Origin of the sequence: Streptomyces sp. NPDC021012 (genome assembly GCF_044333355.1) — a bacterium.
Lineage (GTDB): Bacteria > Actinomycetota > Actinomycetes > Streptomycetales > Streptomycetaceae > Streptomyces.
In genome coordinates this window covers 1-22,805 of sequence record NZ_JBIRQU010000022.1, presented here as the reverse complement: position 1 = coordinate 22,805, position 22,805 = coordinate 1, and the positions used below count along the sequence as shown (strand labels likewise).

Annotated in this window: 21 protein-coding genes; 12 read left to right on the top strand and 9 right to left on the bottom strand. The window is 72.3% G+C overall.

Annotation, left to right across the window (positions count from 1 at the left end; translation table 11 throughout):
* Positions 1–150 precede the first annotated feature (150 nt).
* Together ACH4TP_RS38335 and ACH4TP_RS38330 are read right to left on the bottom strand one after the other, a co-directional pair.
* On the bottom strand, positions 151–570 hold the full coding sequence (locus ACH4TP_RS38335; RefSeq protein WP_389239163.1) for an ATP-binding protein: 420 nt from the start codon (positions 568–570) through the stop codon (positions 151–153).
* A 69-nt stretch (positions 571–639) separates the two neighbouring features.
* The gene (locus ACH4TP_RS38330) at positions 640–1,008 is read right to left on the bottom strand and encodes an STAS domain-containing protein (RefSeq protein ID WP_398440505.1); all 369 of its coding nucleotides are present in this window, start codon (positions 1,006–1,008) and stop codon (positions 640–642) included.
* 222 nt (positions 1,009–1,230) lie between these two features.
* On the opposite strand from ACH4TP_RS38330, the gene ACH4TP_RS38325 reads away from it, so the two are divergent.
* Both ACH4TP_RS38325 and ACH4TP_RS38320 read left to right on the top strand, forming a co-directional pair.
* Positions 1,231–2,118: an RNA polymerase sigma factor SigF gene (locus tag ACH4TP_RS38325; protein ID WP_398192481.1), complete on the top strand. Its 888-nt coding sequence runs from the start codon at positions 1,231–1,233 to the stop codon at positions 2,116–2,118.
* Between the two features lie 158 nt (positions 2,119–2,276).
* Positions 2,277–2,630, top strand: coding sequence for a hypothetical protein (locus ACH4TP_RS38320; protein WP_389239169.1), 354 nt, complete (start codon positions 2,277–2,279; stop codon positions 2,628–2,630).
* A 48-nt stretch (positions 2,631–2,678) separates the two neighbouring features.
* Here the strand turns inward: ACH4TP_RS38320 and hutI are convergent, their stop codons facing one another.
* The 4 genes from hutI to hutU are packed head-to-tail and all read right to left on the bottom strand — an operon-like array spanning position 2,679 to position 8,165.
* The gene (gene hutI, locus ACH4TP_RS38315; protein ID WP_398440503.1) at positions 2,679–3,926 is read right to left on the bottom strand and encodes an imidazolonepropionase; all 1,248 of its coding nucleotides are present in this window, start codon (positions 3,924–3,926) and stop codon (positions 2,679–2,681) included.
* A gap of 17 nt (positions 3,927–3,943) precedes the next feature.
* Positions 3,944–5,284: a formimidoylglutamate deiminase gene (locus tag ACH4TP_RS38310; protein ID WP_389239173.1), complete on the bottom strand. Its 1,341-nt coding sequence runs from the start codon at positions 5,282–5,284 to the stop codon at positions 3,944–3,946.
* Positions 5,275–6,471 carry an allantoate amidohydrolase gene (locus ACH4TP_RS38305; RefSeq protein ID WP_398440528.1) on the bottom strand — a complete coding sequence of 399 codons (1,197 nt, stop codon included), beginning with the start codon at positions 6,469–6,471 and terminating at the stop codon, positions 5,275–5,277. Before ACH4TP_RS38305 ends, ACH4TP_RS38310 begins: the two co-directional genes overlap by 10 nt.
* Before the next feature lie 17 nt (positions 6,472–6,488).
* Entirely contained in the window at positions 6,489–8,165 is a 1,677-nt protein-coding gene (gene hutU / locus ACH4TP_RS38300; RefSeq protein ID WP_389228020.1) for a urocanate hydratase, read from the bottom strand.
* Positions 8,166–8,259: 94 nt separating this feature from the next.
* Here hutU and ACH4TP_RS38295 point away from each other — a divergent pair, with 94 nt between their 5' ends.
* The 6 genes from ACH4TP_RS38295 (at position 8,260) to ACH4TP_RS38270 (ending at position 12,227) form a co-directional block, all read left to right on the top strand.
* Positions 8,260–9,585 (top strand): diaminopimelate decarboxylase, encoded by a 1,326-nt coding sequence (locus tag ACH4TP_RS38295; RefSeq protein ID WP_398440527.1) that lies wholly within the window; start codon positions 8,260–8,262, stop codon positions 9,583–9,585.
* 32 nt (positions 9,586–9,617) lie between these two features.
* Positions 9,618–10,100 carry an SRPBCC family protein gene (locus ACH4TP_RS38290; RefSeq protein WP_398192472.1) on the top strand — a complete coding sequence of 161 codons (483 nt, stop codon included), beginning with the start codon at positions 9,618–9,620 and terminating at the stop codon, positions 10,098–10,100.
* A 142-nt stretch (positions 10,101–10,242) separates the two neighbouring features.
* A complete protein-coding gene (locus ACH4TP_RS38285) occupies positions 10,243–10,626 on the top strand; it encodes a hypothetical protein (RefSeq protein WP_398440502.1) in 384 nt (127 codons plus the stop codon).
* Positions 10,623–11,384 carry a transcriptional regulator gene (locus ACH4TP_RS38280; RefSeq protein WP_398440501.1) on the top strand — a complete coding sequence of 254 codons (762 nt, stop codon included), beginning with the start codon at positions 10,623–10,625 and terminating at the stop codon, positions 11,382–11,384. Before ACH4TP_RS38285 ends, ACH4TP_RS38280 begins: the two co-directional genes overlap by 4 nt.
* A 41-nt stretch (positions 11,385–11,425) precedes the next feature.
* Positions 11,426–11,818, top strand: coding sequence for a roadblock/LC7 domain-containing protein (locus ACH4TP_RS38275; protein ID WP_398192466.1), 393 nt, complete (start codon positions 11,426–11,428; stop codon positions 11,816–11,818).
* Positions 11,819–11,855: 37 nt separating this feature from the next.
* Complete coding sequence (locus tag ACH4TP_RS38270) at positions 11,856–12,227, top strand: hypothetical protein (protein ID WP_398192465.1); 372 nt, start codon at positions 11,856–11,858, stop codon at positions 12,225–12,227.
* Positions 12,228–12,262: 35 nt separating this feature from the next.
* On the opposite strand, the gene ACH4TP_RS38265 is transcribed toward ACH4TP_RS38270, so the two are convergent.
* Both ACH4TP_RS38265 and ACH4TP_RS38260 read right to left on the bottom strand, forming a co-directional pair.
* Positions 12,263–13,096, bottom strand: coding sequence for a MurR/RpiR family transcriptional regulator (locus tag ACH4TP_RS38265; protein ID WP_389228002.1), 834 nt, complete (start codon positions 13,094–13,096; stop codon positions 12,263–12,265).
* A 198-nt stretch (positions 13,097–13,294) separates the two neighbouring features.
* On the bottom strand, positions 13,295–13,864 hold the full coding sequence (locus tag ACH4TP_RS38260; RefSeq protein ID WP_398440500.1) for a hypothetical protein: 570 nt from the start codon (positions 13,862–13,864) through the stop codon (positions 13,295–13,297).
* Between the two features lie 470 nt (positions 13,865–14,334).
* Between ACH4TP_RS38260 and ACH4TP_RS38255 the strand changes: the two genes are divergently transcribed.
* The 3 genes from ACH4TP_RS38255 to ACH4TP_RS38245 all read left to right on the top strand — a co-directional run bounded on the left by ACH4TP_RS38255 (position 14,335) and on the right by ACH4TP_RS38245 (position 19,676).
* Entirely contained in the window at positions 14,335–18,858 is a 4,524-nt protein-coding gene (locus ACH4TP_RS38255; protein WP_398440499.1) for a hypothetical protein, read from the top strand.
* 66 nt (positions 18,859–18,924) lie between these two features.
* Positions 18,925–19,095: a hypothetical protein gene (locus tag ACH4TP_RS38250; protein WP_398192459.1), complete on the top strand. Its 171-nt coding sequence runs from the start codon at positions 18,925–18,927 to the stop codon at positions 19,093–19,095.
* 50 nt (positions 19,096–19,145) lie between these two features.
* Positions 19,146–19,676: a hypothetical protein gene (locus tag ACH4TP_RS38245; protein WP_398192457.1), complete on the top strand. Its 531-nt coding sequence runs from the start codon at positions 19,146–19,148 to the stop codon at positions 19,674–19,676.
* A 314-nt stretch (positions 19,677–19,990) separates the two neighbouring features.
* Here the strand turns inward: ACH4TP_RS38245 and ACH4TP_RS38240 are convergent, their stop codons facing one another.
* Entirely contained in the window at positions 19,991–21,379 is a 1,389-nt protein-coding gene (locus ACH4TP_RS38240; RefSeq protein WP_389227999.1) for a cystathionine beta-synthase, read from the bottom strand.
* 103 nt (positions 21,380–21,482) lie between these two features.
* Between ACH4TP_RS38240 and ACH4TP_RS38235 the strand changes: the two genes are divergently transcribed.
* Positions 21,483–22,487 (top strand): SGNH/GDSL hydrolase family protein, encoded by a 1,005-nt coding sequence (locus ACH4TP_RS38235; protein WP_389227996.1) that lies wholly within the window; start codon positions 21,483–21,485, stop codon positions 22,485–22,487.
* Positions 22,488–22,805 lie beyond the last annotated feature (318 nt).

The window sequence follows — 22,805 nt, the reverse complement described above, 5'->3', positions numbered from 1 at the left end:
CTCACCGCAACGAAACTGACGGTCTTTCAGATTGGCCGTCAAGGTACGCCCGGGGCCTTGAGGAGGGAAGGCAGGGGAACGGGTGAACTTGTGAAGGTCCTCGGCGGACGAAGGTTCCAGGCGAACGAAAGCCCCGGACGGGCGAAAGTCCTAGACGGGCGAGGCCAGTTCGGCCCAGACCGTCTTGCCGGGGGCGCCCGGGGTGCGCTCGATGCCCCAGTCGAGGCAGAGGCGCTGCACGATGAACATGCCGTGTCCGCCGGGGCGTCCGGAGCGGTGCGGGGTGCGGGGGGCGGGCTGGCCGGCGCCGCGGTCGGTGACTTCGAGGCGGAGGGTCCGGGGCAGGCGCAGGACGCGGAGGCGCTCGGGGCCCTCGGCGTGCAGGCAGGCGTTGGTGACGAGTTCGGAGACGACGAGCAGGACGTCCTCGGCGGCGGCCCTGCGGTCGGCGGTGGCGGCCGGCAGCCAGCCCCACTCGTGGAGCGCCGAGCGCGTGAAGTCGCGCGCGAGCGGCACGGTGCCGCTGGTCTCGCCGAGGGCGAGCGTACGGACGTCGGAAGCTTGCTCCATCAACGCTTCACCTCACCGATCGACGGGACAGAGGGGACAGGACGTACGGGCGGGGGCGTGGCGTCGGTCTCAGCCGGGGAGTGCCGTGTCGAGCGTCTCGTGGACGGTGAAGACGGCGTCCGCGCCCGTGATGTGGAACACCCTGGCCACCGCGGGCCGCATCGCCACCAGATGGACGCCTCCGCCGGCGGCCTGCGCCCGCAGCCGGGCGCCGAGCAGCACGTTGAGCCCGGTCGAATCGCAGAACTCCAGGCCCGAGCAGTCGACGACGAGCCGGGCGCGGCCCGCGTCGAGGGCGGCGTCCAGGGGGGTGCGCAGCAGTTCGGCGGTGTGGTGGTCGAGCTCGCCGACGGGGGTGAGGAGGGTGCTCCCGGCGACGTCCCGGACCTCGACCCGCAGCCGCGCGGGTGGCGCGCTGCCGATGTGTTCGCGGTCCATGGCCGTGCCTCTTCTCGCTCTCGCGGATGCCGACTGACGTGCTTCGAACCCTACAAGTCGAGCACCCGTCGATGCACATGAGGCGTACCCCATATCGGCACGAAACGGATTATTGCCACTTGCAACCATCCGGGTCGAGCGGGTAGGGCTAGAAAGGAACGTCCGACCCGACCGGCTTTGGAGGCGCCGCAAACCGCAGCGTGAAGCACCCGAAGGAGATCCATGTCACCCCGGCTCGACGCCCCGCGCACCCCCCACGCGCCGTCGTCAGCAGTCCCCCCCTCCCCTGTCGTCCCCCCTGCCGTCGACCTTCCCGACGGACCGCTCGACCGGATCGGACCGGTCGACGCCCGCGCCCTGTCGAAGCAGCTCTTCGCCCGGCTCTCCGAGCTGGAGGAGGGCACCCACGAGTACGCGTACGTCCGCAACACCCTCGTCGAACTCAACCTCGCCCTGGTGAGGTTCGCCGCCGCCCGGTTCGGCACCCGCAGCGAGCCGATGGAGGACATCGTCCAGGTCGGCACCATAGGCCTGATCAAGGCGATCGACCGCTTCGAGCTCACCCGCGGCGTCGAGTTCCCGACCTTCGCGATGCCGACGATCATCGGCGAGATCAAGCGTTTCTTCCGGGACACCTCGTGGTCCGTGCACGTGCCCCGCAGACTCCAGGAGCTCCGGCTCGACCTCGCCAGGGCCGGTGACGCGCTCGCCCAGCGCCTCGACCGCGCGCCGACCGTCGCCGAACTCGCCGAGGAGCTCGGCATCGCGCCGGAGGAGGTCGTCGAGGGCATGGCCGCGAGCAACGCGTACACCGCGACCTCGCTCGACGCGCGGCCCGACGAGGAGGACGGCGCCGGCGGCGAGGCCGCGCTCGCGGACCGGCTCGGCTACGAGGACGACGGGCTCACCGGCATCGAGTACGTCGCCTCCCTCAAGCCGATGATCGCCTCGCTGCCGTCCCGCGAACGGCACATCCTCTCCCTCCGCTTCGTCTCCGGCCTGACCCAGTCCGAGATCGGCGCGGAACTCGGCATCTCGCAGATGCACGTCTCCCGCCTGCTCGCCCGCACCCTCGGCCGGCTGCGCCGGGGCCTGACGCTGGAGGAGTGAGCTTCCCCACCCCTCCCCCGCCGCGCGACGGACCCGAACCCGGCGGAGGGGGAGGTGGCGGCGCCGGTACGGGCGCTAATTCGATGGCCGCCGAACGATCACCACCGGTAGCTTCGAGCGTCCGACACCCCCACCCGACACCGGCAGAGAGCGAAGCCATGCCCGCGCAGCGACCGACGACCACCCTGTGGCGCCCCACCGGCCCCGGCGAGCTGGACCTCGTCCGCGAGTCGGGCTGGCGCGCCTGGCCGCCGCGGCTGCCGGAGCAGCCGATCTTCTATCCGGTGCTCGACGAGGAGTACGCGGTCAGGATCGCCCGCGACTGGAACGTCAAGCACAGCGGCGCCGGCTACGTCACCCGCTTCGAGGTCGACACCGACTTCCTCCGCCGCTACCCGGTCCAGCAGGCCGGCGGGCGGACGATCCTGGAGCTGTGGGTCCCGGCGGAGGAGCTCGACGAGTTCAACGCGCACATCGTCGGCGAGATCCGGGTCGTCCACGAGTTCCGCTGAACGAGCCGGACGCACCGCGGGACGGTGCGCTCCGCCCGGTCCCCGCGGTCAGACCGCGCGTACGCCCTTGCGCCAGACCTCCGCGATCAGGGGGACGCCCGGGCGGTAGGCGAGGTGGACGTGGGAGGGGGCGTCGAGGAGGACGAGGTCGGCTCGGGCGCCGGGGGTGAGGTGGCCGATGTCGGTGCGGCGGAGGGCCGCGGCGCCGCCGGCGGTGGCGGACCAGAGGGCCTCGTCGGGGGTCATGAGCATGTCGCGGACGGCGAGGGCGATGCAGAAGGGCGTCGAGGAGGTGAAGGAGGAGCCCGGGTTGCAGTCCGTGGAGAGGGCGACCGTCACGCCGACGTCGATCAGGCGGCGGGCGTCGGGCCACTCGGCGCGGGTGGAGAACTCGGCACCGGGCAGCAGGGTGGCGACCGTGTCGCCCTGGGCGAGGGCGTCGATGTCGGCGTCGGTCAGGTGGGTGCAGTGGTCGGCGCTCGCCGCGTCCAGCTCGACCGCGAGCTGCACGCCGGGGCCGTACGTGAGCTGGTTGGCGTGGACGCGGGCCTGGAGGCCCTTCGCCATGCCGGCCTTGAGGATCGCGCGGGCCTGGTCGCCGTCGAAGGCGCCCTTCTCGCAGAAGACGTCGACCCAACGGGCGTGCGGGGCGCAGGCGTCCAGCATCTCGCCGGTCACCAGCTTCACGTACGCGGCCGGGTCGTCGGCGTACTCGGGCGCCACGATGTGCGCGCCGAGGTAGGTGACCTCGTCGGTGTGCTCGGCGGCGATGCGCAGCGCGCGGGCCTCGTCCTCGACGGTGAGGCCGTAGCCGGACTTGGTCTCGAAGGTGGTGGTGCCCTGGCGGAGGGCCTCCCACATGTACTTGGCCACGTTCGCCGAGAGTTCGGCGTCGGTCGCGGCCCGGGTCGCGGCGACCGTCGTGCGGATGCCGCCCGCCTTGTAGGCCTGGCCGGACATCCGGGCGTTGAACTCGGCCGTGCGGTCGCCCGCGAAGACGAGGTGCGAGTGGGAGTCGACGAAGCCCGGGATCACGGCCCGGCCGGCCGCGTCGACCCGGTTGTCAGAGGCGGGTGCTTTGCTTGATTCACCGACCCAGGCGATGCGGTCGCCTTCGATGACGACGGCCGCGTCCTGGATCAGGCCGAGCGGCGAACCATCACCGAGGGAGGGGTCGTTGGTGACGAGACTGGCGATGTTGGTGACGACCGTGGCGTTCGTCGCCACGGCGCTGTTCGCGCTCGTGGGGGCGGAGGTCGCCGCCGGCCTGTTCGTCGCCGCGGGGCCGGTGTTCATGGTGAGAGATCTCCCTTTCAGCCGCGCACGGCGGCGATCGAGTCCGCGAGGGCCTGTGCCACGTCCGGTACGGAGACGTGCGCCCCGTCCCGGACGATCTGGCGTCCGCCCACGATCGTGTGCCGCACGTCCGCGGCCGACGCCGCGAACACCGCCGTCTCGGCTGCCAGCCGCGGCACCGGGCCCGCTGTCCTGACGGAGTCGAGCGCGATCGTCGTGAAGTCGGCGAGGGCGCCCTGCTCCAGGGTGCCCGCGTCGTGCCAGCCGAGGGCCGCGTGGCCGTCGGCCGTCGCCGCGCGGAGCAGCGCGGCGGCCGTCCAGTGGCCGCGGGTGCGGGTGCGCAGGCGCTCGTTCAGTTCCATCGCCCGTGCCTCTTCGAGGAGGTCGATGACGGCGTGGCTGTCGCTGCCGAGGGAGAGCGGGGAACCGGCGCCCTGGAGGGCGACGGCCGGGCCGATGCCGTCGGCGAGGTCCCGTTCGGTCGTCGGGCACATGCAGGTGCCGGTGGCCGACGAGCCGAGGAGGGTGATGTCCCCGTCCGTGAGGTGGGTGTTGTGGACTCCCGTCGTGCGGGCGCCCAGGACGCCGTGCTCCGCGAGGAGCTGGGTCGGCGTCATGCCGTGGGCCGCGAGGCAGGCCTCGTTCTCCGCCGTCTGCTCCGAGAGGTGGACGTGGAGGGGGGCCTGCCGGTCCTCCGCCCAGCGGGCCACCGTCGACAGCTGGTCCGCCGGGACGGCCCGTACGGAGTGGATGGCCGCCCCGACGCGTACGCCGTCCCGGTCCTTGAGGGCCGAGACCCGCTGCGCCCACTGCTCGGCCGTGCCGTCGGTGAAGCGGAGCTGGTGCTGTTCGGGGGCGGCGCCGAAGCCGGAGGAGAGGTAGGCGGTGTCGAGGAGGGTGATGCGGATGCCCGCCTCGCCGGCCGCCGCGATCAGGGCCTCGCCCATGGCGTTGGGGTCGGCGTACGGGCTGCCGCCGGGGGCGTGGTGCAGGTAGTGGAACTCGCCGACGGAGGTGATGCCGGCGAGCGCCATCTCCGCGTACACCGCGCGGGCGAGCGCGAAGTAGTTGTCGGGGGTGAGCTTCTGGGCGACGGTGTACATGACCTCGCGCCAGGTCCAGAAGGTGCCGGAGCCGACCTGGACCGTGCCGCGCAGGGCGCGGTGGAAGGCGTGCGAGTGGGCGTTGGCGAGGCCGGGGATCGTGAGGCCGCGGAGGACGACGGCGCCCGGGGGCGGGACCTCCACCCCCGTGCGCACGGCGCCGATCCGGCCGTCCGAAGAAACCTCCAGGGCCACGCCCGGCTCGACGTTCGTGTCGAGCCAGGCGTGTTCCAGCCAGTACGTCGTCAGCGGCACGCCAGTTCCTCCAGTACGTCGGCGAGTGCGAGGACTCCGGCCACGCAGTCGTCCTCGGCGGCGAACTCGGCCGGGGAGTGCGAGACGCCGGTGGGGTTCCGTACGAACAGCATGGCGGTCGGGATCGCCTCGGACAGGATGCCCGCGTCGTGTCCCGCGCCCGTGCCGAGGACCGGCACCTTGCCCGTGGTGCCGAGGATGCGGGAGAGCTCGTCGCGCAGGGCGTGCGAGAACTCCACGATCGGGGTGGCGGACTCCTGGACGACGGCGAGGTCGATGCCGTGGCGGTCGGCGTACTGCCGGGCCGCCGCCTCGACCCCGGCGATGACCTGGTCCAGGGAGCCCTGGTCGGCGGCGCGGGCGTCGAGCCAGCCGCGGACCATCGACGGGATGGCGTTGACGCCGTTGGGCTCGACGGCGATCTTGCCGAAGGTGGCGACGGCGCCCGCGAGTTCGGCCTCGCGGCGGGCGGCGAGGACCGTCTCCGCGTAGGTGAGCATCGGGTCGCGGCGGTCGACCAGGCGGGTGGTGCCCGCGTGGTTGGCCTCGCCGGCGAAGTCGTACCGCCAGCGGCCGTGCGGCCAGATGGAGGAGGCGATGCCGACGGGGTCCCCGGAGAGGTCCAGGGCGCGGCCCTGCTCGACGTGGAGCTCGACGAAGGCGCCGACGCGGGCGAGCCGCTCGGGGTCCGCGCCGATGGCGGACGGGTCGTACCCGGCCGCCTCCATGGCCTGCGGGAGGCTGATCCCGTCGGCGTCGCGGAGCTCGTACGCCTGCTCCTTCGTCAGCCGACCGGCGGTGAGGCGGGAGCCGACGCAGGCGAGGCCGAAGCGGGCTCCTTCCTCGTCGCCGAAGTTGACGATGGCGAGGGGCCGCCTGAACGAGACGCCGCGGGCGCGGAGTTCGTCGAGGGCGGCGAAGGCGGACACGACGCCGAGGGGGCCGTCGAAGGCGCCGCCGTCGGGGACGGAGTCCAGGTGGGAGCCGGTGACGACGGCGTCGCCGGCCGTGGGGTCGCCGAGCCAGGCCCACTGGTTGCCGTTGCGGTCGGTCTCGACGTCCAGGCGGCGGGCCTCGGCCTGCATCCGGAACCAGAGCCGGCAGTCGGCGTCGGCCTCGGTCCAGGCGTAGCGGCGGTAGCCACCGGAGGCGGCGTTGCGGCCGATGGGCCGCAACGACCGCCACATGGCGTGGAAGGTGGCGCTCACGCCGAGGCCTCGTCCTCGGAGCCCTCGCGCATCGGGACGCGGACGCCCTTCTCGTCGGCGACGCGCTCGGCGATGTCGTAGCCGGCGTCGACGTGGCGGATGACGCCCATGCCGGGGTCGTTGGTGAGGACGCGGCGGATCTTCTCGCCGGCGAGCTTGGTGCCGTCGGCGACGGAGACCTGGCCGGCGTGGATGGAGCGGCCCATGCCGACGCCGCCGCCGTGGTGGATGGAGACCCAGGAGGCGCCGGAGGCGACGTTGACCATGGCGTTGAGCAGCGGCCAGTCGGCGATGGCGTCGGAGCCGTCGAGCATGGCCTCGGTCTCGCGGTACGGGGAGGCGACGGAGCCGCAGTCGAGGTGGTCGCGGCCGATGGCGAGGGGGGCGGCGAGGGTGCCGTTGGCGACCATGTCGTTGAACATGTCGCCGGCCTTGTCGCGCTCGCCCTGGCCGAGCCAGCAGATGCGGGCGGGCAGGCCCTGGAAGTGGACGCGCTCGCCGGCCATCTTGATCCAGCGGTGGAGGGACTCGTTCTCGGGGAAGAGGTCGAGGATCGCCTTGTCGGTCTTGGCGATGTCGGAGGCCTCGCCGGAGAGGGCGGCCCAGCGGAAGGGGCCCTTGCCCTCGCAGAACAGCGGGCGGATGTAGGCGGGGACGAAGCCGGGGAAGGCGAAGGCGCGGTCGTAGCCGGCGAGCTGGGCCTCGCCGCGGATCGAGTTGCCGTAGTCGAAGACCTCGGCGCCGGCGTCCATGAAGCCGACCATGGCCTCGACGTGCCTGGCCATGGACTCGCGGGAGCGCTGGGTGAAGCCGGCCGGGTCCTTGGCGGCCTCGTCGGCCATGTCCTCGAAGGCGACGCCGACCGGGAGGTACGAGAGCGGGTCGTGGGCCGAGGTCTGGTCGGTCACGATGTCGATCGGGGCGCCCTCGGCGAGCATCTGCGGGACGAGCTCGGCGGCGTTGCCGAGGAGGCCGATGGAGAGCGGGCGGCGGGCGTCGCGGGCCTCGACGGCGAGCTGGAGGGCGTGGGCGAGGTTGTCGGCCTTGACGTCCAGGTAGCGGTGCTCGATGCGGCGCTCGATGGCGCGCGGGTCGACGTCGACGCAGATCGCGACGCCGTCGTTCATCGTCACGGCCAGCGGCTGGGCGCCGCCCATGCCGCCGAGGCCGGCGGTGAGGGTGATGGTCCCGGCGAGGGTGCCGCCGAACTTCTTCGCGGCGACGGCGGCGAAGGTCTCGTAGGTGCCCTGGAGGATGCCCTGGGTGCCGATGTAGATCCAGGAGCCGGCCGTCATCTGGCCGTACATGGTGAGGCCGAGCTTCTCCAGGCGGCGGAACTCCTCCCAGTTGGCCCAGTCGCCGACGAGGTTGGAGTTGGCGATGAGGACGCGCGGGGCCCACTCGTGGGTCTGCATGACGCCGACGGGGCGGCCGGACTGGACGAGCATCGTCTCGTCCTGCTTGAGGGTGCGCAGGGTGCGGACCATGGCGTCGAAGGAGCGCCAGTCGCGGGCGGCCTTGCCGGTGCCGCCGTAGACGACGAGCTTGTCGGGGTGCTCGGCGACCTCGGGGTCGAGGTTGTTCTGGAGCATCCGGAGGGCGGCTTCCTGCTGCCATCCCAGGGCGCTGAGTTCCGTACCGCGGGCGGCTCGCACGGGGCGGGGACCTGACATGGGGGTGCCTCCTCGAATGTCGTTCAGATATTCACATCCTGGACTGCTGAATAGTTGTAGTCAACAGGGCGTGCCGGACGGGCGATGGACGAGGATGGGCCCCATGGCCTCCTACCGTCGCGATCTCGCCGTCCGAGCCACCGTCGATCAAGGACTCCTCTCCCCCGCCGAACCGGTCGTCGCCCTTCTCGACACCGCCGGCATCCGCGCCTCCGCCGCCGCCCTGACCAGCGCCTTCGCCGCCGTCACCGACGCCCACGTGCTGCATGCCTTCGCCGTGAAGGCCGCCCCGCTCGTCCCCGTCCTGCGCCTGCTCCACGAGGCGGGGCTCGGCGTAGAGGTCGCCAGCCCCGGCGAGCTGGCCCTCGCCCGCGCCGCCGGGATCCCGCCCGGCCGCACCGTCCTCGACTCCCCCGCCAAGACCCCGGCCGAGCTCCGCCAGGCCCTCGCGCTCGGCATCGCCGTCAACGCCGACAACCTCCAGGAACTGGCCCGCCTCGACGCGCTCGTCGCCTCCGCCCCCACCGCCTCACCCCTCGGGATCCGGGTGAACCCGCAGGTCGGAGCCGGTTCCATCGGCGCCCTCTCGACCGCGACCGCCACCTCCAAGTTCGGTGTCGCGCTCCGCGACGAGGGCGCCCGCAAGGCCCTCGTCCAGGCCTACCTGGAGCGGCCCTGGCTGACCCGGCTGCACACCCACACCGGCTCCCAGGGCATCCCGCTCGCCCTCATGGCCGAGGGGGTCGGGGAGGCGTACGCGCTGGCCGAGGAGATCAACCGGGCCGCCGGACGGCAGCAGATCGACACCCTCGACATCGGCGGCGGCCTGCCCGTGAACTTCGCCTCCGACGAGGAGACCCCGACGTACGCGGAGTACGCCCGGCTGCTCGCCGACACCGTCCCCGGGCTCTTCGACGGCCGCTACCGCCTCGTCACCGAGTTCGGCCGCTCCCTGCTCGCCAAGCACGGCACGGTCCTCGCCCGCGTGGAGTACACGAAGACCTCCGGCGGCCGCCCGATCGCCGTCACCCACGCGGGCGTGCAGCTGGCCACCCGTACGGTCTACGCCCCCGAGGCCTGGCCCCTGCGGATCCTCGCGTACGACTCCGAGGGCCGGCCCCGCACCGGCGACGTCAGCGTCCAGGACGTGGCGGGCCCCGCCTGCTTCGCCGGGGACCTCCTGGCCCGGGGCCGCGCGCTGCCGCCGCTGCGCCCGGGGGACGTCGTCGCGGTCCCGGACACCGGCGCGTACTGCTTCGCCCACCACTACGCGTACAACAGCCTGCCCCGGCCCGCGGTCCACGGCTTCACGGTGGACGACGACGGGGCGGTGGCGTTCACGACCGTGCGGAAGGCCCAGACGCTCGACGAGATCGTCGCCGAGGCGGGCGGGGCGCACGCGGACGCGCTGGTCCGGTAGCGCTCCGGAGGCGGCCCGGCTTCGATGAGGACATGACTGGAACGCGCACGGACGCCACCACCTCCGTCGTCGTCGAACGCCGGGTCGCCGCCTCCCCCGGGCGGGTCTGGGAGTCGATCACCGACCTGCGGGACATGCCCCGCCTCCTCTCCGGCGTCGACCGGGTGGAGGTGCTCACCGAGGGCGGCTTCGCGGTGGGCACGCGCTGGCGCGAGACCCGGCGGATGCTGGGCAAGGAGGCCACGGAGGAGATGACCGTGACCGAGTGCGAGCCGCCCGACCGGTACGTCACGGTCGCCGACTCGCACGGCATGCGCTACGTCTCCGAGCTCACCCTGACGCCCGACGGCGCCGGGTCCACCACCCTGCGCATGGCCTTCTCCGCCCGGCCCGCCGCCGGCCGCGCCCCGGGGCTCCTCGCCCGGCTGCTCGCCCGCTTCGGGGCGAAGGCGGTCGCGAAGGCCCTCGCGAAGGACCTGTCCGACATCGCCCGCGCCGTGGAGTCGCACGGCTGATCCGAACCCCTCCGGATCAATTCGCGTCAGACAGCGGCATGTTCCGATGGAAAATGCCAGAACGCCTCCCTGGGGCCGGAACGTTCAGTAGCGTCACCGTCACTGCCGCACGTCCGCACGCCGCATCGGGAGGGGAATCCGCGTGCCCGGAATCGACGAGTGCCTGATCGAGGCCATGGCCCTGCCCGGGGCCCGGGGCGCCTCCCTGGTCGACTGGACCAGCGGTCTCGCACTCGGCACGGCGGGCGACTCACCGGTCGGAGACCACGAGACGACGGCCGCCGAGACCGCCGAACTCGCCCGCGCGGCGGCCGAGTTCGACTCCTTCACCTCCGGAGGGACCGAAGGCCCGCCCGTCGAGGACCTCATCGTCACCACCCGCGCCGGCTACCACGTCCTCCGCTTCGTCGAGACCTCCTTCGACTCCAGCGTCTTCCTGCACCTCTGGCTCGACCGCGACTCCGGCAACCTCGCCCTCGCCCGGCTCCGGCTCCGCGACCTCGCCGACAGGCTGGTCCTGGGATGAGCGTCTCCCCGATGCTGGTCCGGCTCGCCGCCGAGAAGGCCACCGGCGCCCTGCTCCGCGACCACGGCACGCTCTACCTCGTCGACGGCCGCGTCGTGCACGCCGAGTCCCCCGCCGCGCCCGGCGTCGACGTCCTCCTCACCACCGGCGGCCGGCTGCCCCGCGAGGGCTGGGACGAGGCCGTCGACCGGGCCGGGGCCCACCGCGCGGTCGGCCGCTTCCTCGTCGACAGCGGCCGGGTCCACGGCGGCGAACTGGAGATCTGCCACCTCGGCGCCGTCTTCGACGCCGCCTTCTTCGCCCTCTCCCCCACCAGCGGGCCGACCCGCTTCCGGTACGGGGTGGGGCACTGGTTCGGGACGGTGCGCCCGGTCTCCGCCGAGGCCGTCGAGCGCGAGACCGTCCGCCGCCGCGAACTCCTCGACGCCGTCTGGCCGTACGCCTCCGTCGACACCGCCCCCGTCGTGCCGCGCCCCGCCGCCCCCGGCCAGACCGTGGGCGCCCGGCAGCGCGCGCTGCTCGCCGCCGCCGACGGGGAGCGGACCCCGGCGGAGCTGGCCCGGCTGCTCGGCCGGCCCGCCTTCCACACGCTCCTCGACGTGCGGCGCCTCGCCGCCGCCGGGCTCGTCCGGACTCCGCCCGAACCCGAACCCGACCCCGTACCGCCACCGCCGGCGCTCTTACCGGTCCCGCCGGTGGCCGATCCCGACATCGCCCTGCTGCGCCGGCTCCGTGACGCCCTGGAGGCACACCTGTGATGAGGCGTGCCCTGCGCATGCGCGCCGAGAGGAGACAGCTCATGACGGCAGAAGCCGAGGTCCTCGGCGAGCTCAGACGGCTGCGGGCCCGGCTGCCCCAGCTCACCGGAGCCCTGGCGGCCAGCGCCGACGGGCTGGTCCTCGCCCACGACACGGCGGACGGCGAGGCGGAGACCGTGGCCGCGCTGACCGCGGCGGCGCTCGGCGTCGGACAGCGGCTGACCGACACCACCGGGCAGGGCCGCTTCCGCGAGCTGCTCGTACGCGGCGACAACGGCTATGTGGCGACGTACGCGGCGGGCAGCGCGGCCGTCCTGACGCTGCTCGCCGAACCCCGGATCAACGTGGGGCGGCTCCACCTGGAGGCCCGCAGGTCCGGCGCCCGGATAGGGGAACTAGTCGACAGCGCGCTGGAACGCAAAGACCTGAACTGACACAGAGTCCCGAACACCGAGAAGGAAGTACGACACCATGGCGAACACCGAGACCTCCCTCAAGGAAGCGACCACGATCGACGGCGCGATCGGCGCGGCCCTCGTCGACTACACCAGCGGCATGGCGCTCGGCACGATCGGCGGCGGCAAGGAGCTCGACCTCAACATGGCCGCGGCGGCCAACACCGACGTCGTCCGCGCCAAGGTGCGGGCGATGGAGATGCTGGGGCTCAACGAGGAGATCGAGGACATCCTGATCACCCTCGGCTCCCAGTACCACCTGATCCGGCTGCTCAAGGGGCGCGGCACCAACGGCCTCTTCCTCTACCTGGCGCTCGACAAGAACCGCGCGAACCTGGCGATGGCCCGCCACCAGCTGAAGAAGATCGAGGCCGAGCTCGAAGTCTGACGGCCACCCGGCCCGGCGGCCACCCGGCCCGGCGGCTACTCGACGAACAGGCCCCGGGCCGCCGCCTTCGTGTCGAACTCCTCCAGACGCGCCTGCGCGTCGGGGAGTTCGTCCGCCATGGCCTCCAGGAGGACCCGGCCGAGCAGCATCGGCGCGCAGGCGGTGTCGAAGGCGAGCCCGGTGCCGACGGCGGCCGGGATCAGCAGGTCGCTGTGGGCGGCGACGGGCGCGAAGGCCGACTCGGCGACGGTCACGACCGTGAGCCCGGCCGCCCGCGCGTACTCCAGGGCCTCGACGACCTCCTTGGGGTGCCGGGGCAGCGCGAAGCAGAGCAGGGCCGTGGCCCCGGCCCGTACGGCCGCGTCGATCCGGTCCGTGAGCATCGAGCCGCCCTCGTCGAGGAGCCGGACGTCGGGGTGCACCTTGGCGGCGAAGTAGGCGAAGCCCCGCGCCTGCGAGGAGGCGGCCCGCAGGCCGAGCACGGGCAGCGTCCGGGACGCGGCGAGGATCCGCCCGGCCCGCTCGACGGGCGCGGGGTCGGCGAGGAGTCCGGCGAGGTGCCGGAGGTTCTCGATCTCGGCGAGCACGGCCTGCTGGTACTCGTTGAGGCCCGAGGCCTCCTCGGCGGCCGCGGGCACGCTCTCCCTCAGGTGCTTGCGCAGCGCCGGATAGCCGTCGAAGCCGAGGGCGACGGCGAAGCGGGTGACGGAGGGCTGGCTGACCCCGGCGAGCTCGGCGAGCTCGACGCTGGACAGGAAGGGCACGTCGCCGGCGCGCCGGACCATGGAGTGGGCGATCCGCCGCTGCGTCGGCGTCAGCCGGTGCCCCTCGAAGAGCGCCTGCAGCCGACCGGCCGGGCTGTCGCTCATGCCGCCCCCTTTCACCTATTCATCCGCAAAGCCTCTGCATAAGGATATGCATATCGGGCCGGGTGCGGTATCCCCCGGGAAGTCCCGATCACGGACGGACGCACGGCACCGGACCCCCGCCGAAGCGGGGGCCCGGTGCCGCCGTGCGAAACGGGGCGTCACGCCGGGAATCCCCGGAACGGGCGCCGCGGATTCCCGTCAGTCGCACCTGATCGTGAGCTGTCGGTTAATCAGGTAGGTGGTGGACGCGCTGGAGTTCTTCATGAGCGCGGTAACCCGGGAGCACCAGCCGTCGGCAAGGCGGACGGGGCCCGCGTACTGGCTGAAATTGCCCTCGTCCGTGACACAGGCGCCGCTGAGGCTGCTCGGGCACAGCTTGAGCTTCATCCACTTGGTGGTGCCCGTGTTGTTGTCGAAGATCGCGCAGGCGTTGAAGGGCTCGACGTTCGTCTGGTACGTGAAGAGCGTCCCCAGGCGCTGCGTCGAGGTCGGCAGCTGCTCCGCGTACTGCAGGTTGTAGCCGGTGCCGCACAGGTTCGCCGTGGCCGTGACCGCCTGAGGAGAGGCCTCGGCGATCTTGCGCGTGGCGCTGTCGGCCATGGCGGAGATGGGCACACCCCCGACCCTGGCGAGCGGGCCGGTGCCGGTCTGGCGCGCGTCCTTCACCGCGCTGACGGCGGCGACGGAACGCGTGGCCGACTCCTCGCCGGATGCCGGGGCGGCGACCCCCGCCGTCAGCAGACCGACCGCCGCGGCGCCGATGGCCACGCGCGCTCCGTAGGAACGAATTACGGATCCGAATCGCATGAGAATCCCCCCAGGGAAAAGTCGTTGACGCATGACAAGCGGTACGCCTCGTCATTGCCGGGCCCTTGCGAAAGAAGAGGCTGGGCAATCCGGAAGGGATTCGTCAAGCGTTTTTAATTTCAAGCCACTTGAGCAAGTGTGACAAGACCCACTGCCCCTGCGCGGACCTGACAGATTCCACTCGCCCGACCTGGTCCGCTGCCTGACGGCCCCCTACGTTCTGTCGCGTCCGGCGCGTGACCGCTGCCGGAAGCGGGGCCCGGGGGGCGCCCTGTATCACCGAGTTCGCCGTCGGATCGCTCACGGCCCGTTCCCTGACGGCGGACACCGTCAGCACCGACACCTCGTTCGAGCGCAGTGCCGCGCCTCCAGCCCCGGGAACCTGCTCGCGCCGGTCGGCGCGAGGCGAAGAACCTGACGTAGGAGCTGTGTTGCGAACAGGCAGAAGAGCGCGCGCCCCGCTGGCCGCGCTGGCCGCGGGGGCCGTGCTGGGAGGGCTGTTACCGGCGTACGCCTGGGCCGAGGGTGGCCCGACCGCCGCGGAAGCGCCCCCCAGAACCCTCACGCCGGAGCCCGCGCCGAAGGCGGAGCCGAACCGCCCGGACTCCGTGCCCGCCGACCGGCGAGCGGCCGTACTGGGCTCGGACTACCGCCGGTCCGGGGACCTCGCGTGGACGACGAGCGGTGACGCGCAGGGCTTCCACCTGCTCACCGCACGTGAGAAGGACGGCTACACCTGGCAGACGACCGCCACGCTGTCGGAGCCAGGCTTCGACACCGACGCGTGGATCGGCAACGCCTGCGTGACCGGGTCCGGCAAGCGCGCCGTGGTCGTCTACGCCCCCCGGACGTTCACGAACGAGCCGCAGCTGATGGCCCGCGGCGGCTTCACCGCCGTGGTCGACCTGGCCACGGGCGCCGTCACGAAGCTGAACCTCCAGGCGTCGCTGTCGCACTACAACCCGGGCTGCGGCGTCGACGAGAAGGCCGTGCTCACCCAGTCCGGCGGCGAGGACAAGGCCGCCACCCGCCTGGTCGCCCTGGACGCCGCCACCGGGCGCCTGTCGAAGGCGATCGAGACCCCGGGCCAGGTCACCTCCTCCGTGCCGGTCAAGGACGGCTCGATCGTCGGAGCGACCGGGGCGCGGCTCGTCCGGATCGACTCCCGGGGCGGCCAGACGTCCCTGGTACGGACCGACGGCACTCCGTACCGGCTGACCCCCGACGCCGACGGCGGCGTCGTCTTCCTCGACAAGGCCCTCGACAAGAGGTCCGGGAAGACCCCCGCCACCGGCGCGAAGACGCGGGCCAAGCGGATCTCCGCGGCCGGGATCTCCGCCCCGGACGCCCGGCGCGCCAAGGCCGCGCTGCTTGCCGAGGGACCGCTCACCGACACCGGTCTGACCCGCAGCGCCGCCGGCACGGTCTTCCTCACCGGCACAGCCGAGCCCCTCGCGGGCGTCCGGCTCCCCCGTACGGTCAAGTCCCTCGGCCGTACGCCGCGCACCACCCGGGTGTCCACGCTCGGCGAGGCCGCGCTCACGGAGACCGGCTGGGCCGACGGCCAAGGGCAGCTGATCCGTTACGACGACCCCACCGCGGTCCGTCCGGTGTCGGTGAAGCTGACCGCCCTGGACAGCCGGCGAACCGCCGGATTCACCGTGGCGCCCGGCAAGCGGGCCGGCGTCCACATCGCCGAGGGCGCCGAGCGTTCACCGGCCCTGGCGGCACCGGCCGGCAGCGGCAAGGGCTCCGCCGCGGCCCGCTCCTCGAAGGCCGGACCGCGTTCCGCGGGCGGGCAGACCGGATCGCGGGCCGCCGGCGGGGAGAGCGGCGCGCTCGCCACCACCAGCGCCGTCGGCAGCCGCAACGAGATCGTGGAGTCGGAGCGCGTCTGCTCCGTCCCGCGCAACGACCCCCGTAACCAGGCCATGCAGCCCAAGCCGCGCCAGGTCGAGTGGGCCGTCGACCAGGCGATCCGCGGCGTCCTCAACAACCACATCAGCCGCCCCGCCAACTGGAAGAACCTCGGGATGCCGGCGTACCAGCCGCAGACCCTCTTCCCCGCGCCCGTCCTCGAAGGCGGCGGCACGATACCCGCGCAGGTGATGCTCGGCGTCACCGCACAGGAATCCAACATGTGGCAGGCGTCCCGCGTCGCCGTCCCCGGCGTCACCGGGAACCCGCTGATCGGCAACTACTACGGCATCGACCTGTACGACGGGAACTCCCAGAACGACTGGAACATCGACTGGGCCGAAGCAGACTGCGGCTACGGCATCACCCAGGTGACCGACCACATGCGCCTCGCGGGCCGCGAGGACGGCAAGGGCGGCACCGCCTGGGACTACCAGAAGCAGCGCGCCGTCGCCCTCGACTACACGGCCAACGTCGCCGCCGGCCTGCAGATCCTCGCCGACAAGTGGAACACCACCCGCCGTGCCGGCCTGAAGGTCAACAACGGCAACCCCGCCAAGCTCGAGAACTGGGCCTTCGCCCTCTGGTCCTACAACTCCGGCTTCTACGAGAACCCGGGCACCGGACAGCCCTGGGGCGTCGGCTGGGCCAACAACCCCGCCAACCCCGAATGGGACGCCGGCCGCTCCCCCTTCATGGAGGACCCGCTCGGCAACGAGGACGCCGCCGACGCCGCCCACCCGCAGGACTGGCCCTACCAGGAGAAGGTCCTCGGCTTCGCCGCGCACCCGCCCGCCTTCCTGGAGTCGCCCGGCACGATGGTCCCCGCCTTCCGCGCGGCCTGGTGGAACGGCACCGCCGGCGATGCCACCGTCGCGGGCTCGGCGATGCAGAACCGCGCGAAGGTCAAGCCCCCGGAGGGTCTGTTCTGCACCGCGGCCAACAGCTGCGACCCGGCGAAGATCAGCGACGGCGCCAGCAACTCGGCGTTCACCGGGCCCTGTACCCGTACCGACTTCAAGTGCTGGTGGAACCAGCCCGTCCAGTGGAAGTCCGACTGCGACTTCTCCTGCGGCAACGACTTCACCCGCTTCCCCGTCACCTGGGCCGAAGAGGCGGACGGCACCGCCTATCCGCCCCTCTGTACCACCTCGGGACTCCCCGCCGCGGCCCGCGTCATCGACGACCTGCCGGGCGGCACGCCCGTCGTGAGGTCCGGCTGCGACAACAGCGGCTGGACCAACAAGGGCACCTTCTCGCTCGACTTCGGTGACGGCGAGACCGACTGCTCGCTCTGCTACGTAAAGTGGCCGGCCAAGATCGACCTGCACCAGCTCGGCGCGGGCTTCGGCGGCCACTTCTACTTCGGCCACACCCGGAAGGACGACATCAAGGGCCAGCGCCTGAAGATGACCGGGACCTGGACGCTGAACGAGACCGTCAACGGACCGGCCAGGGTCTGGGTGCACCTGCCCGACCACGGGGCGCAGACCAAGTACGCCACGTACACGGTGCACACCGCCAAGGGGGCCAAGACCCGGGTCGTCGACCAGAAGGGCTCGGCCAACCGCTGGGTCTCCATCGGCGGGTACATGTTCAACGGCCAGCCGAAGGTGTCACTGTCCACGATCACCCCGGACGGGACGGGCGACCAGGACATCGCGTTCGACGCCGTCGCCGTCGAGCCGATCAACGGCAGGTTCGTCGAGCGCTCCCTGACCGCCGCGGCGATCTTCGACCCGAACCAGAACCTCGACTCCAGCATCCCGGCGGAGATCGACACCCCGCTGCGCACGATGAACACCCTGTACGACTGGGCCATCGGGCTCTCCTACCGGGGACCGCGCTGGGACAACCCCGAGGCCGACAAGTACGGCATCACCTGGCGCGCACGCTGCCCCTCGGCCACTCCGGTGGGCGAGTGCAGCGGCCAGCAGACCTACGACGCCGCCCAGCGGTGGTACGAGGACGTGAAGGCGGGCGGGCACACCCCCACCACGGACGGCTCGGCTCCCGCCATGTCCATCCCGGTGTGGATGGCCATGTCCAACCAGCGGCCCGACCCGGCGCTCTCCGCCGACGTCGCCCTCCAGGGCGACAACAGCTACAAGATCAAGAGCGAGGTGGACGTCACCTTCATCGTCGACGCCGCCACGGGGAAGATCGTCCCCGGCAGCGAGTCGACGGGCTACCGCGTCCGTGTCGGCAACGCCCACCTGCCCCACTTCGTCACCAACCTCATGAAGGCGATCGAGGCGGACTACGGGATCCCGAAGCCGTACATCGACTACACGACGTACGACGCCCTGGAATACGGCCGGACCCTGACCTCGCAGCCGTACGCGGACGGCGACACGCCGGGCCAGGCGTTCTTCCCGCATCTGCGCGGAGGCAGGCTGAACGCCGACAACACCTGTGTGGACTTCCGCGCGGTAGGCGGCGGCGTGCACGGCTACCGGCCGATGATCTCCAACCGGTACATCAACGACAACGTCAAGGCGTGGGTGGACAAGGTCAACGCGCACCCGGAGATGAACCAGGGCATCAAGGACTTCGCCGGCGACGTCTACTCGATGTTCTTCAAGAACTCGGGCGGAGTGAACACCTTCGGCAGCCAGATCGGCAACGCCCCGCCGATCTGGCAGGACATCGCCGCGGCGTTCTGCGCCGACGGCAGCGTCAAGCCGACGCACCTGGCCGACAACCGCGACGCGATCCCGGCCAACGGCATCGTCTACCAGAGCTACATGCCCGACCTGTACCTGTACATCGACGGCCGGATGACCGACAACCTCGGCCGCCCGTCCAACGGCCCGATCAAGCGGGGCGACTGGAAGAACTTCTCCAACATGCCGGTCATCTCCGGGAACGGCAACGCCTACGGCAAGTGCGACGTGACCGAACGCGGCAGCGGCGGCAATCCCTGGACCGTCGACGCGCCCGTGCCGTTCATCGGTGACGGCCCGGACAAGCGCCCCGCGGGAGTCGTGCACTGCGACGAACCCGCCAAGGGCTTCACCGACAACCTGACGCCGTAGCGCGTCCCGACACACCGGGTGGCCGTCGCACGACGGCCACCCGGCCTCCGAGGAAAGGCGGCCGACATGGCAGCCGGCTACATCGTGTTCCCACTGGCCCTCTACGTCGTCCTCATGGGCGCGTTCAGCGCCCTGGTCGGCGCGAGGACCTCCCGCCGGATGGGCTGGGCGATGGCGGCCGGGCTCGCCCTCCCGCCGGTGGCCCTCTTCGTCGCCGCCGTCCTCATCGCCCAGTAGGGACAAGAACGCCCACCAGGAACACACCGCAAGAACGAGAAGGAGAAGACATGGCTCTCACCCTGCCCCGCCTCGCCCGGACGTCCGCCGCCCTGGCCACGGCCCTGCTCACCGGCCTGCTCGCCGCGCCCACCGCCTCGGCGGCTCCCGCCGCGGCCACCTCGGTGACCACGACGTGCACCCCCACCTGCGTCACCGCCACCAGGTACGCGACCTACCCGGACCACGACCGCCTCGTGTTCGACTTCACCGCGGACGGTCTCCCCCAGGTCAAGACGTGGAAGAACACCGACGGGAGGTACTCCGTCGGAGGGAGCGGGCAGACGGAGCACCTGACGACCCCCGGGACGTCGTACCTGTTCTTCGAGTTCTTCGGGGCCCACACCTTCAACGACGCGGGCCAGCCGACCTACACCAGCCCGACGCTCCAGCAGCCCAACCTGCCCGTGCTCAAGGGCATACAGGCCCTCGGCGACTACGAGGGGTACGTCGACTTCGGCATCTCCCTCGGCCCCTCGTCGCGCTACAACGTCTTCACCCTCACGCAGCCGAACCGTGTGGTCGTGGACATCTACCGGTAGCCCGACACCCTCCGCATGCCGACGGGCCCCTCGCGTGAGCGGGAGGCCCGTCGGCGTCGTGCGAAGCGGTTGGCGCGGGGACCGCCGCACCCCCGTTGCCGGGGGGCGGGACGACGGCGGTCCCCGCGAGGGACACGGGCCCGGGTCAGGGCCGGTCACCGCGTCCGCGGCGTCTGTGGAGGCCCGGGAGCCGCTCCGGAAGTCCGTGACGCCGACGGACACCAATGTGCCGGACGCGTGTTAAGCCGGTGCTGCGGGTACGTGTCGCCCTCGTACCATTCGCACGAACTGCTTCGTACGGCTCGCGCCGGGCCTTACTTCGCGCCGCCGCCGGCCAGGAAGGCCAGCAGGTCCTGACGGCTCACGACACCGGTCGGCTTGCCCTCGACCAGCACGATCGCCGCGTCGGCGGACTCGCCGAGGACGGCCATCAGGTCGGCGATCGGCTCGCCGGAGCCGACCTGCGGCAGCGGCGCGCTCATGTGCTGCTCCAGCGGGTCCTCCAGGGAGGCCTTCTGGGTGAAGAGGTGGTCGAGGAGCTCGCGCTCGACGACCGAGCCGACGACCTCGGCGGCCATGACGTCGGGGTGGCCGGCGCCGGGCTTCACGATGGGCATCTGGGAGACGCCGTACTCGCGCAGCACCTCGATGGCCTGGCCGACGGTCTCGTCCGGGTGCATGTGGACGAGGGAGGGCATGACGCCCTCCTTGTGGCGCAGGACGTCGGCGACGGTGGCGGTGGAGGTGTCCTCCAGGAAGCCGTGGCCGGCCATCCACTCGTCACTGAAGATCTTCGACATGTAGCCGCGGCCGGAGTCCGGGAGCAGCACGACGACGACGTCGTCGGGGCCGAGCTCCTTGGCGACCTCCAGGGCCGCGACGACGGCCATGCCGCAGGAACCGCCGACGAGGAGGCCCTCCTCCTTGGCGAGGCGGCGGGTCATCTGGAAGGAGTCCTTGTCGGACACCGCGACGATCCGGTCCGTGACGTTGCGGTCGTACGCGGTGGGCCAGAAGTCCTCACCGACGCCCTCGACCAGGTACGGACGGCCGGAACCGCCCGAGTAGACCGAGCCCTCCGGGTCCGCGCCGATGACCTTCACCTTCCCGCCGCTGACCTCCTTGAGGTAGTTGCCGGTGCCGGAGATGGTGCCGCCGGTGCCGACGCCCGCGACGAAGTGGGTGATCTTCCCGTCCGTCTGCTCCCAGAGCTCGGGGCCGGTCGTCTCGTAGTGCGAGCGCGGGTTGTTCGGGTTCGAGTACTGGTCGGGCTTCCAGGCGCCCGGCGTCTCGCGGACGAGGCGGTCCGAGACGTTGTAGTACGAGTCGGGGTGCTCGGGGTCGACGGCCGTGGGGCAGACGACGACCTCGGCGCCGTAGGCCCGCAGCACGTTGATCTTGTCGAGCGACACCTTGTCGGGGCAGACGAAGATGCACTTGTAGCCCTTCTGCTGGGCCACGATCGCCAGGCCGACGCCGGTGTTGCCGGACGTGGGCTCGACGATGGTGCCGCCGGGCTTGAGTTCGCCGCTCTGCTCGGCCGCCTCGATCATCCGCAGGGCGATCCGGTCCTTGACCGAGCCTCCGGGGTTGAAGTACTCGACCTTGGCCAGGACGGTCGCCTGAAGGCCCGCTGTGACGTTGTTGAGCTTCACCAGCGGGGTGTTGCCGACGAGGCTGATCATCGAGTCGTGGAATTGCACCGTAATCTCCGGGGTCTCCGTAATGGTGGGCCCAGCGTATGCGTAGTCGGAGCGGGTTACGGGGCAGTTACACCCTGAACGGCTTGAAGGAGGTGACGGCCCCATGTCGAGGGCGAGGGTGGCGCGGCGGATCGCGGCGGGTGCGGCGTACGGCGGCGGGAGCATCGGGCTGATCGGGGTGGCGGCGGTGGGCCTCCTGCTGGCCGAGGCGCAGCTCGCGAAGCGCTCGGTCTACGGCGTGCCGGCACCGCTGCCGCCGGTGGCGGACGGCCTCTACGGCCGGGCGTTCGGCACGGACGATCCGCTGCGGCTGGCCCTTCTGGGTGATTCCACGGCGGCGGGGCAGGGGGTGCGCCGCTCGGGTCAGACCCCGGGCGCGCTGCTCGCCTCCGGGCTCGCGGCGGTGGCGGAGCGGCCGGTGGTCCTGCGGAACGTGGCGCTCTCGGGGGCGCGCTCGGACGACCTGGAGCGGCAGGTCTCGCTGCTGCTCGCGCAGCCGCTCGGGCCCCCGGACGTGTGCGTGATCATGATCGGCGCGAACGACGTGACGCACCGGCTGCCGCCGACGGAGTCCGTACGGTTCCTCGCCTCGGCCGTGCGGAGGCTGCGGACGGCGGGCGCGGAGGTGGTCGTCGGCACCTGCCCCGATCTCGGCACGATCGAGCCGGTCTACCAGCCGCTGCGCTGGCTCGCGCGGCGGGCCTCGCGGCAGCTGGCGGCGGCGCAGACGATCGTGGTGGTCGAGCAGGGGGGCCGGACGGTGTCGCTGGGCGACCTGCTCGGCCCCGAGTTCGCGGCCAACCCGCGCGAGATGTTCGGGATCGACAACTTCCACCCCTCGGCGGAGGGGTACGCCACGGCCGCGATGGCCGTCCTGCCGACCCTCTGCGCCTCCCTGGGCGTCTGGCCCGAGACGGACCGCCTGGAGCCCGCCCGCCGGGAGAACATGCTGCCGGTGGCGAAGGCGGCGGCGGAGGCGGCACGGGAGGCGGGCACCGAGGTCACGGGCGCCCGCGCCCCTTGGGCCCTCCTCAAACACCGCCGCCGCCGGCGCCTCCCCGTCCCCTCCGAAACCCCCACCCCGGCCCCGGAGGACGCCCAGACGTAACGCCACCACGCCGCCGTCGCGGGCCGCGCCCACCCCCGTTGTGGGCCATCGCTCCGCCGGAGCGGCACCCACCCCCAACGGCCACCACCCCCGTTGTGGGCCATCGCTCCGCCGGGGCGGCACCCACCCCCAACGGCCACCACCCCCCGTTGTGGGCAATCGTTCCGCTGGGGCGGAACGGGTGGGCACAACGGGCCTGCGCCCTACCGGCGCCAGAGGCTTACGAGCCCGGACCCGCACCCCGTGTGCGCCGTCACCGGTGGTGCGGGTTCAGGCGCGGAACGCGGAGGCGCCGCTAGAGGGCGCCGTCCCGTGTGC

Excerpts from the sequence above, each read along its gene's own strand:
- hutI (WP_398440503.1), bottom strand. The coding sequence starts at position 3,926 with ATGAACACCGGCCCCGCGGCGACGAACAGGCCGGCGGCGACCTCCGCC.
- ACH4TP_RS38245 (WP_398192457.1), top strand. The coding sequence starts at position 19,146 with ATGGCTCTCACCCTGCCCCGCCTCGCCCGGACGTCCGCCGCCCTGGCC.
- ACH4TP_RS38325 (WP_398192481.1), top strand. The coding sequence starts at position 1,231 with ATGTCACCCCGGCTCGACGCCCCGCGCACCCCCCACGCGCCGTCGTCA.
- hutU (WP_389228020.1), bottom strand. The coding sequence starts at position 8,165 with ATGTCAGGTCCCCGCCCCGTGCGAGCCGCCCGCGGTACGGAACTCAGC.
- ACH4TP_RS38235 (WP_389227996.1), top strand. The coding sequence starts at position 21,483 with ATGTCGAGGGCGAGGGTGGCGCGGCGGATCGCGGCGGGTGCGGCGTAC.
- ACH4TP_RS38290 (WP_398192472.1), top strand. The coding sequence starts at position 9,618 with ATGACTGGAACGCGCACGGACGCCACCACCTCCGTCGTCGTCGAACGC.
- ACH4TP_RS38280 (WP_398440501.1), top strand. The coding sequence starts at position 10,623 with ATGAGCGTCTCCCCGATGCTGGTCCGGCTCGCCGCCGAGAAGGCCACC.
- ACH4TP_RS38335 (WP_389239163.1), bottom strand. The coding sequence starts at position 570 with ATGGAGCAAGCTTCCGACGTCCGTACGCTCGCCCTCGGCGAGACCAGC.
- ACH4TP_RS38295 (WP_398440527.1), top strand. The coding sequence starts at position 8,260 with ATGGGCCCCATGGCCTCCTACCGTCGCGATCTCGCCGTCCGAGCCACC.
- ACH4TP_RS38275 (WP_398192466.1), top strand. The coding sequence starts at position 11,426 with ATGACGGCAGAAGCCGAGGTCCTCGGCGAGCTCAGACGGCTGCGGGCC.
- ACH4TP_RS38265 (WP_389228002.1), bottom strand. The coding sequence starts at position 13,096 with ATGAGCGACAGCCCGGCCGGTCGGCTGCAGGCGCTCTTCGAGGGGCAC.
- ACH4TP_RS38250 (WP_398192459.1), top strand. The coding sequence starts at position 18,925 with ATGGCAGCCGGCTACATCGTGTTCCCACTGGCCCTCTACGTCGTCCTC.
- ACH4TP_RS38305 (WP_398440528.1), bottom strand. The coding sequence starts at position 6,471 with ATGTGGCGGTCGTTGCGGCCCATCGGCCGCAACGCCGCCTCCGGTGGC.
- ACH4TP_RS38320 (WP_389239169.1), top strand. The coding sequence starts at position 2,277 with ATGCCCGCGCAGCGACCGACGACCACCCTGTGGCGCCCCACCGGCCCC.
- ACH4TP_RS38270 (WP_398192465.1), top strand. The coding sequence starts at position 11,856 with ATGGCGAACACCGAGACCTCCCTCAAGGAAGCGACCACGATCGACGGC.
- ACH4TP_RS38330 (WP_398440505.1), bottom strand. The coding sequence starts at position 1,008 with ATGGACCGCGAACACATCGGCAGCGCGCCACCCGCGCGGCTGCGGGTC.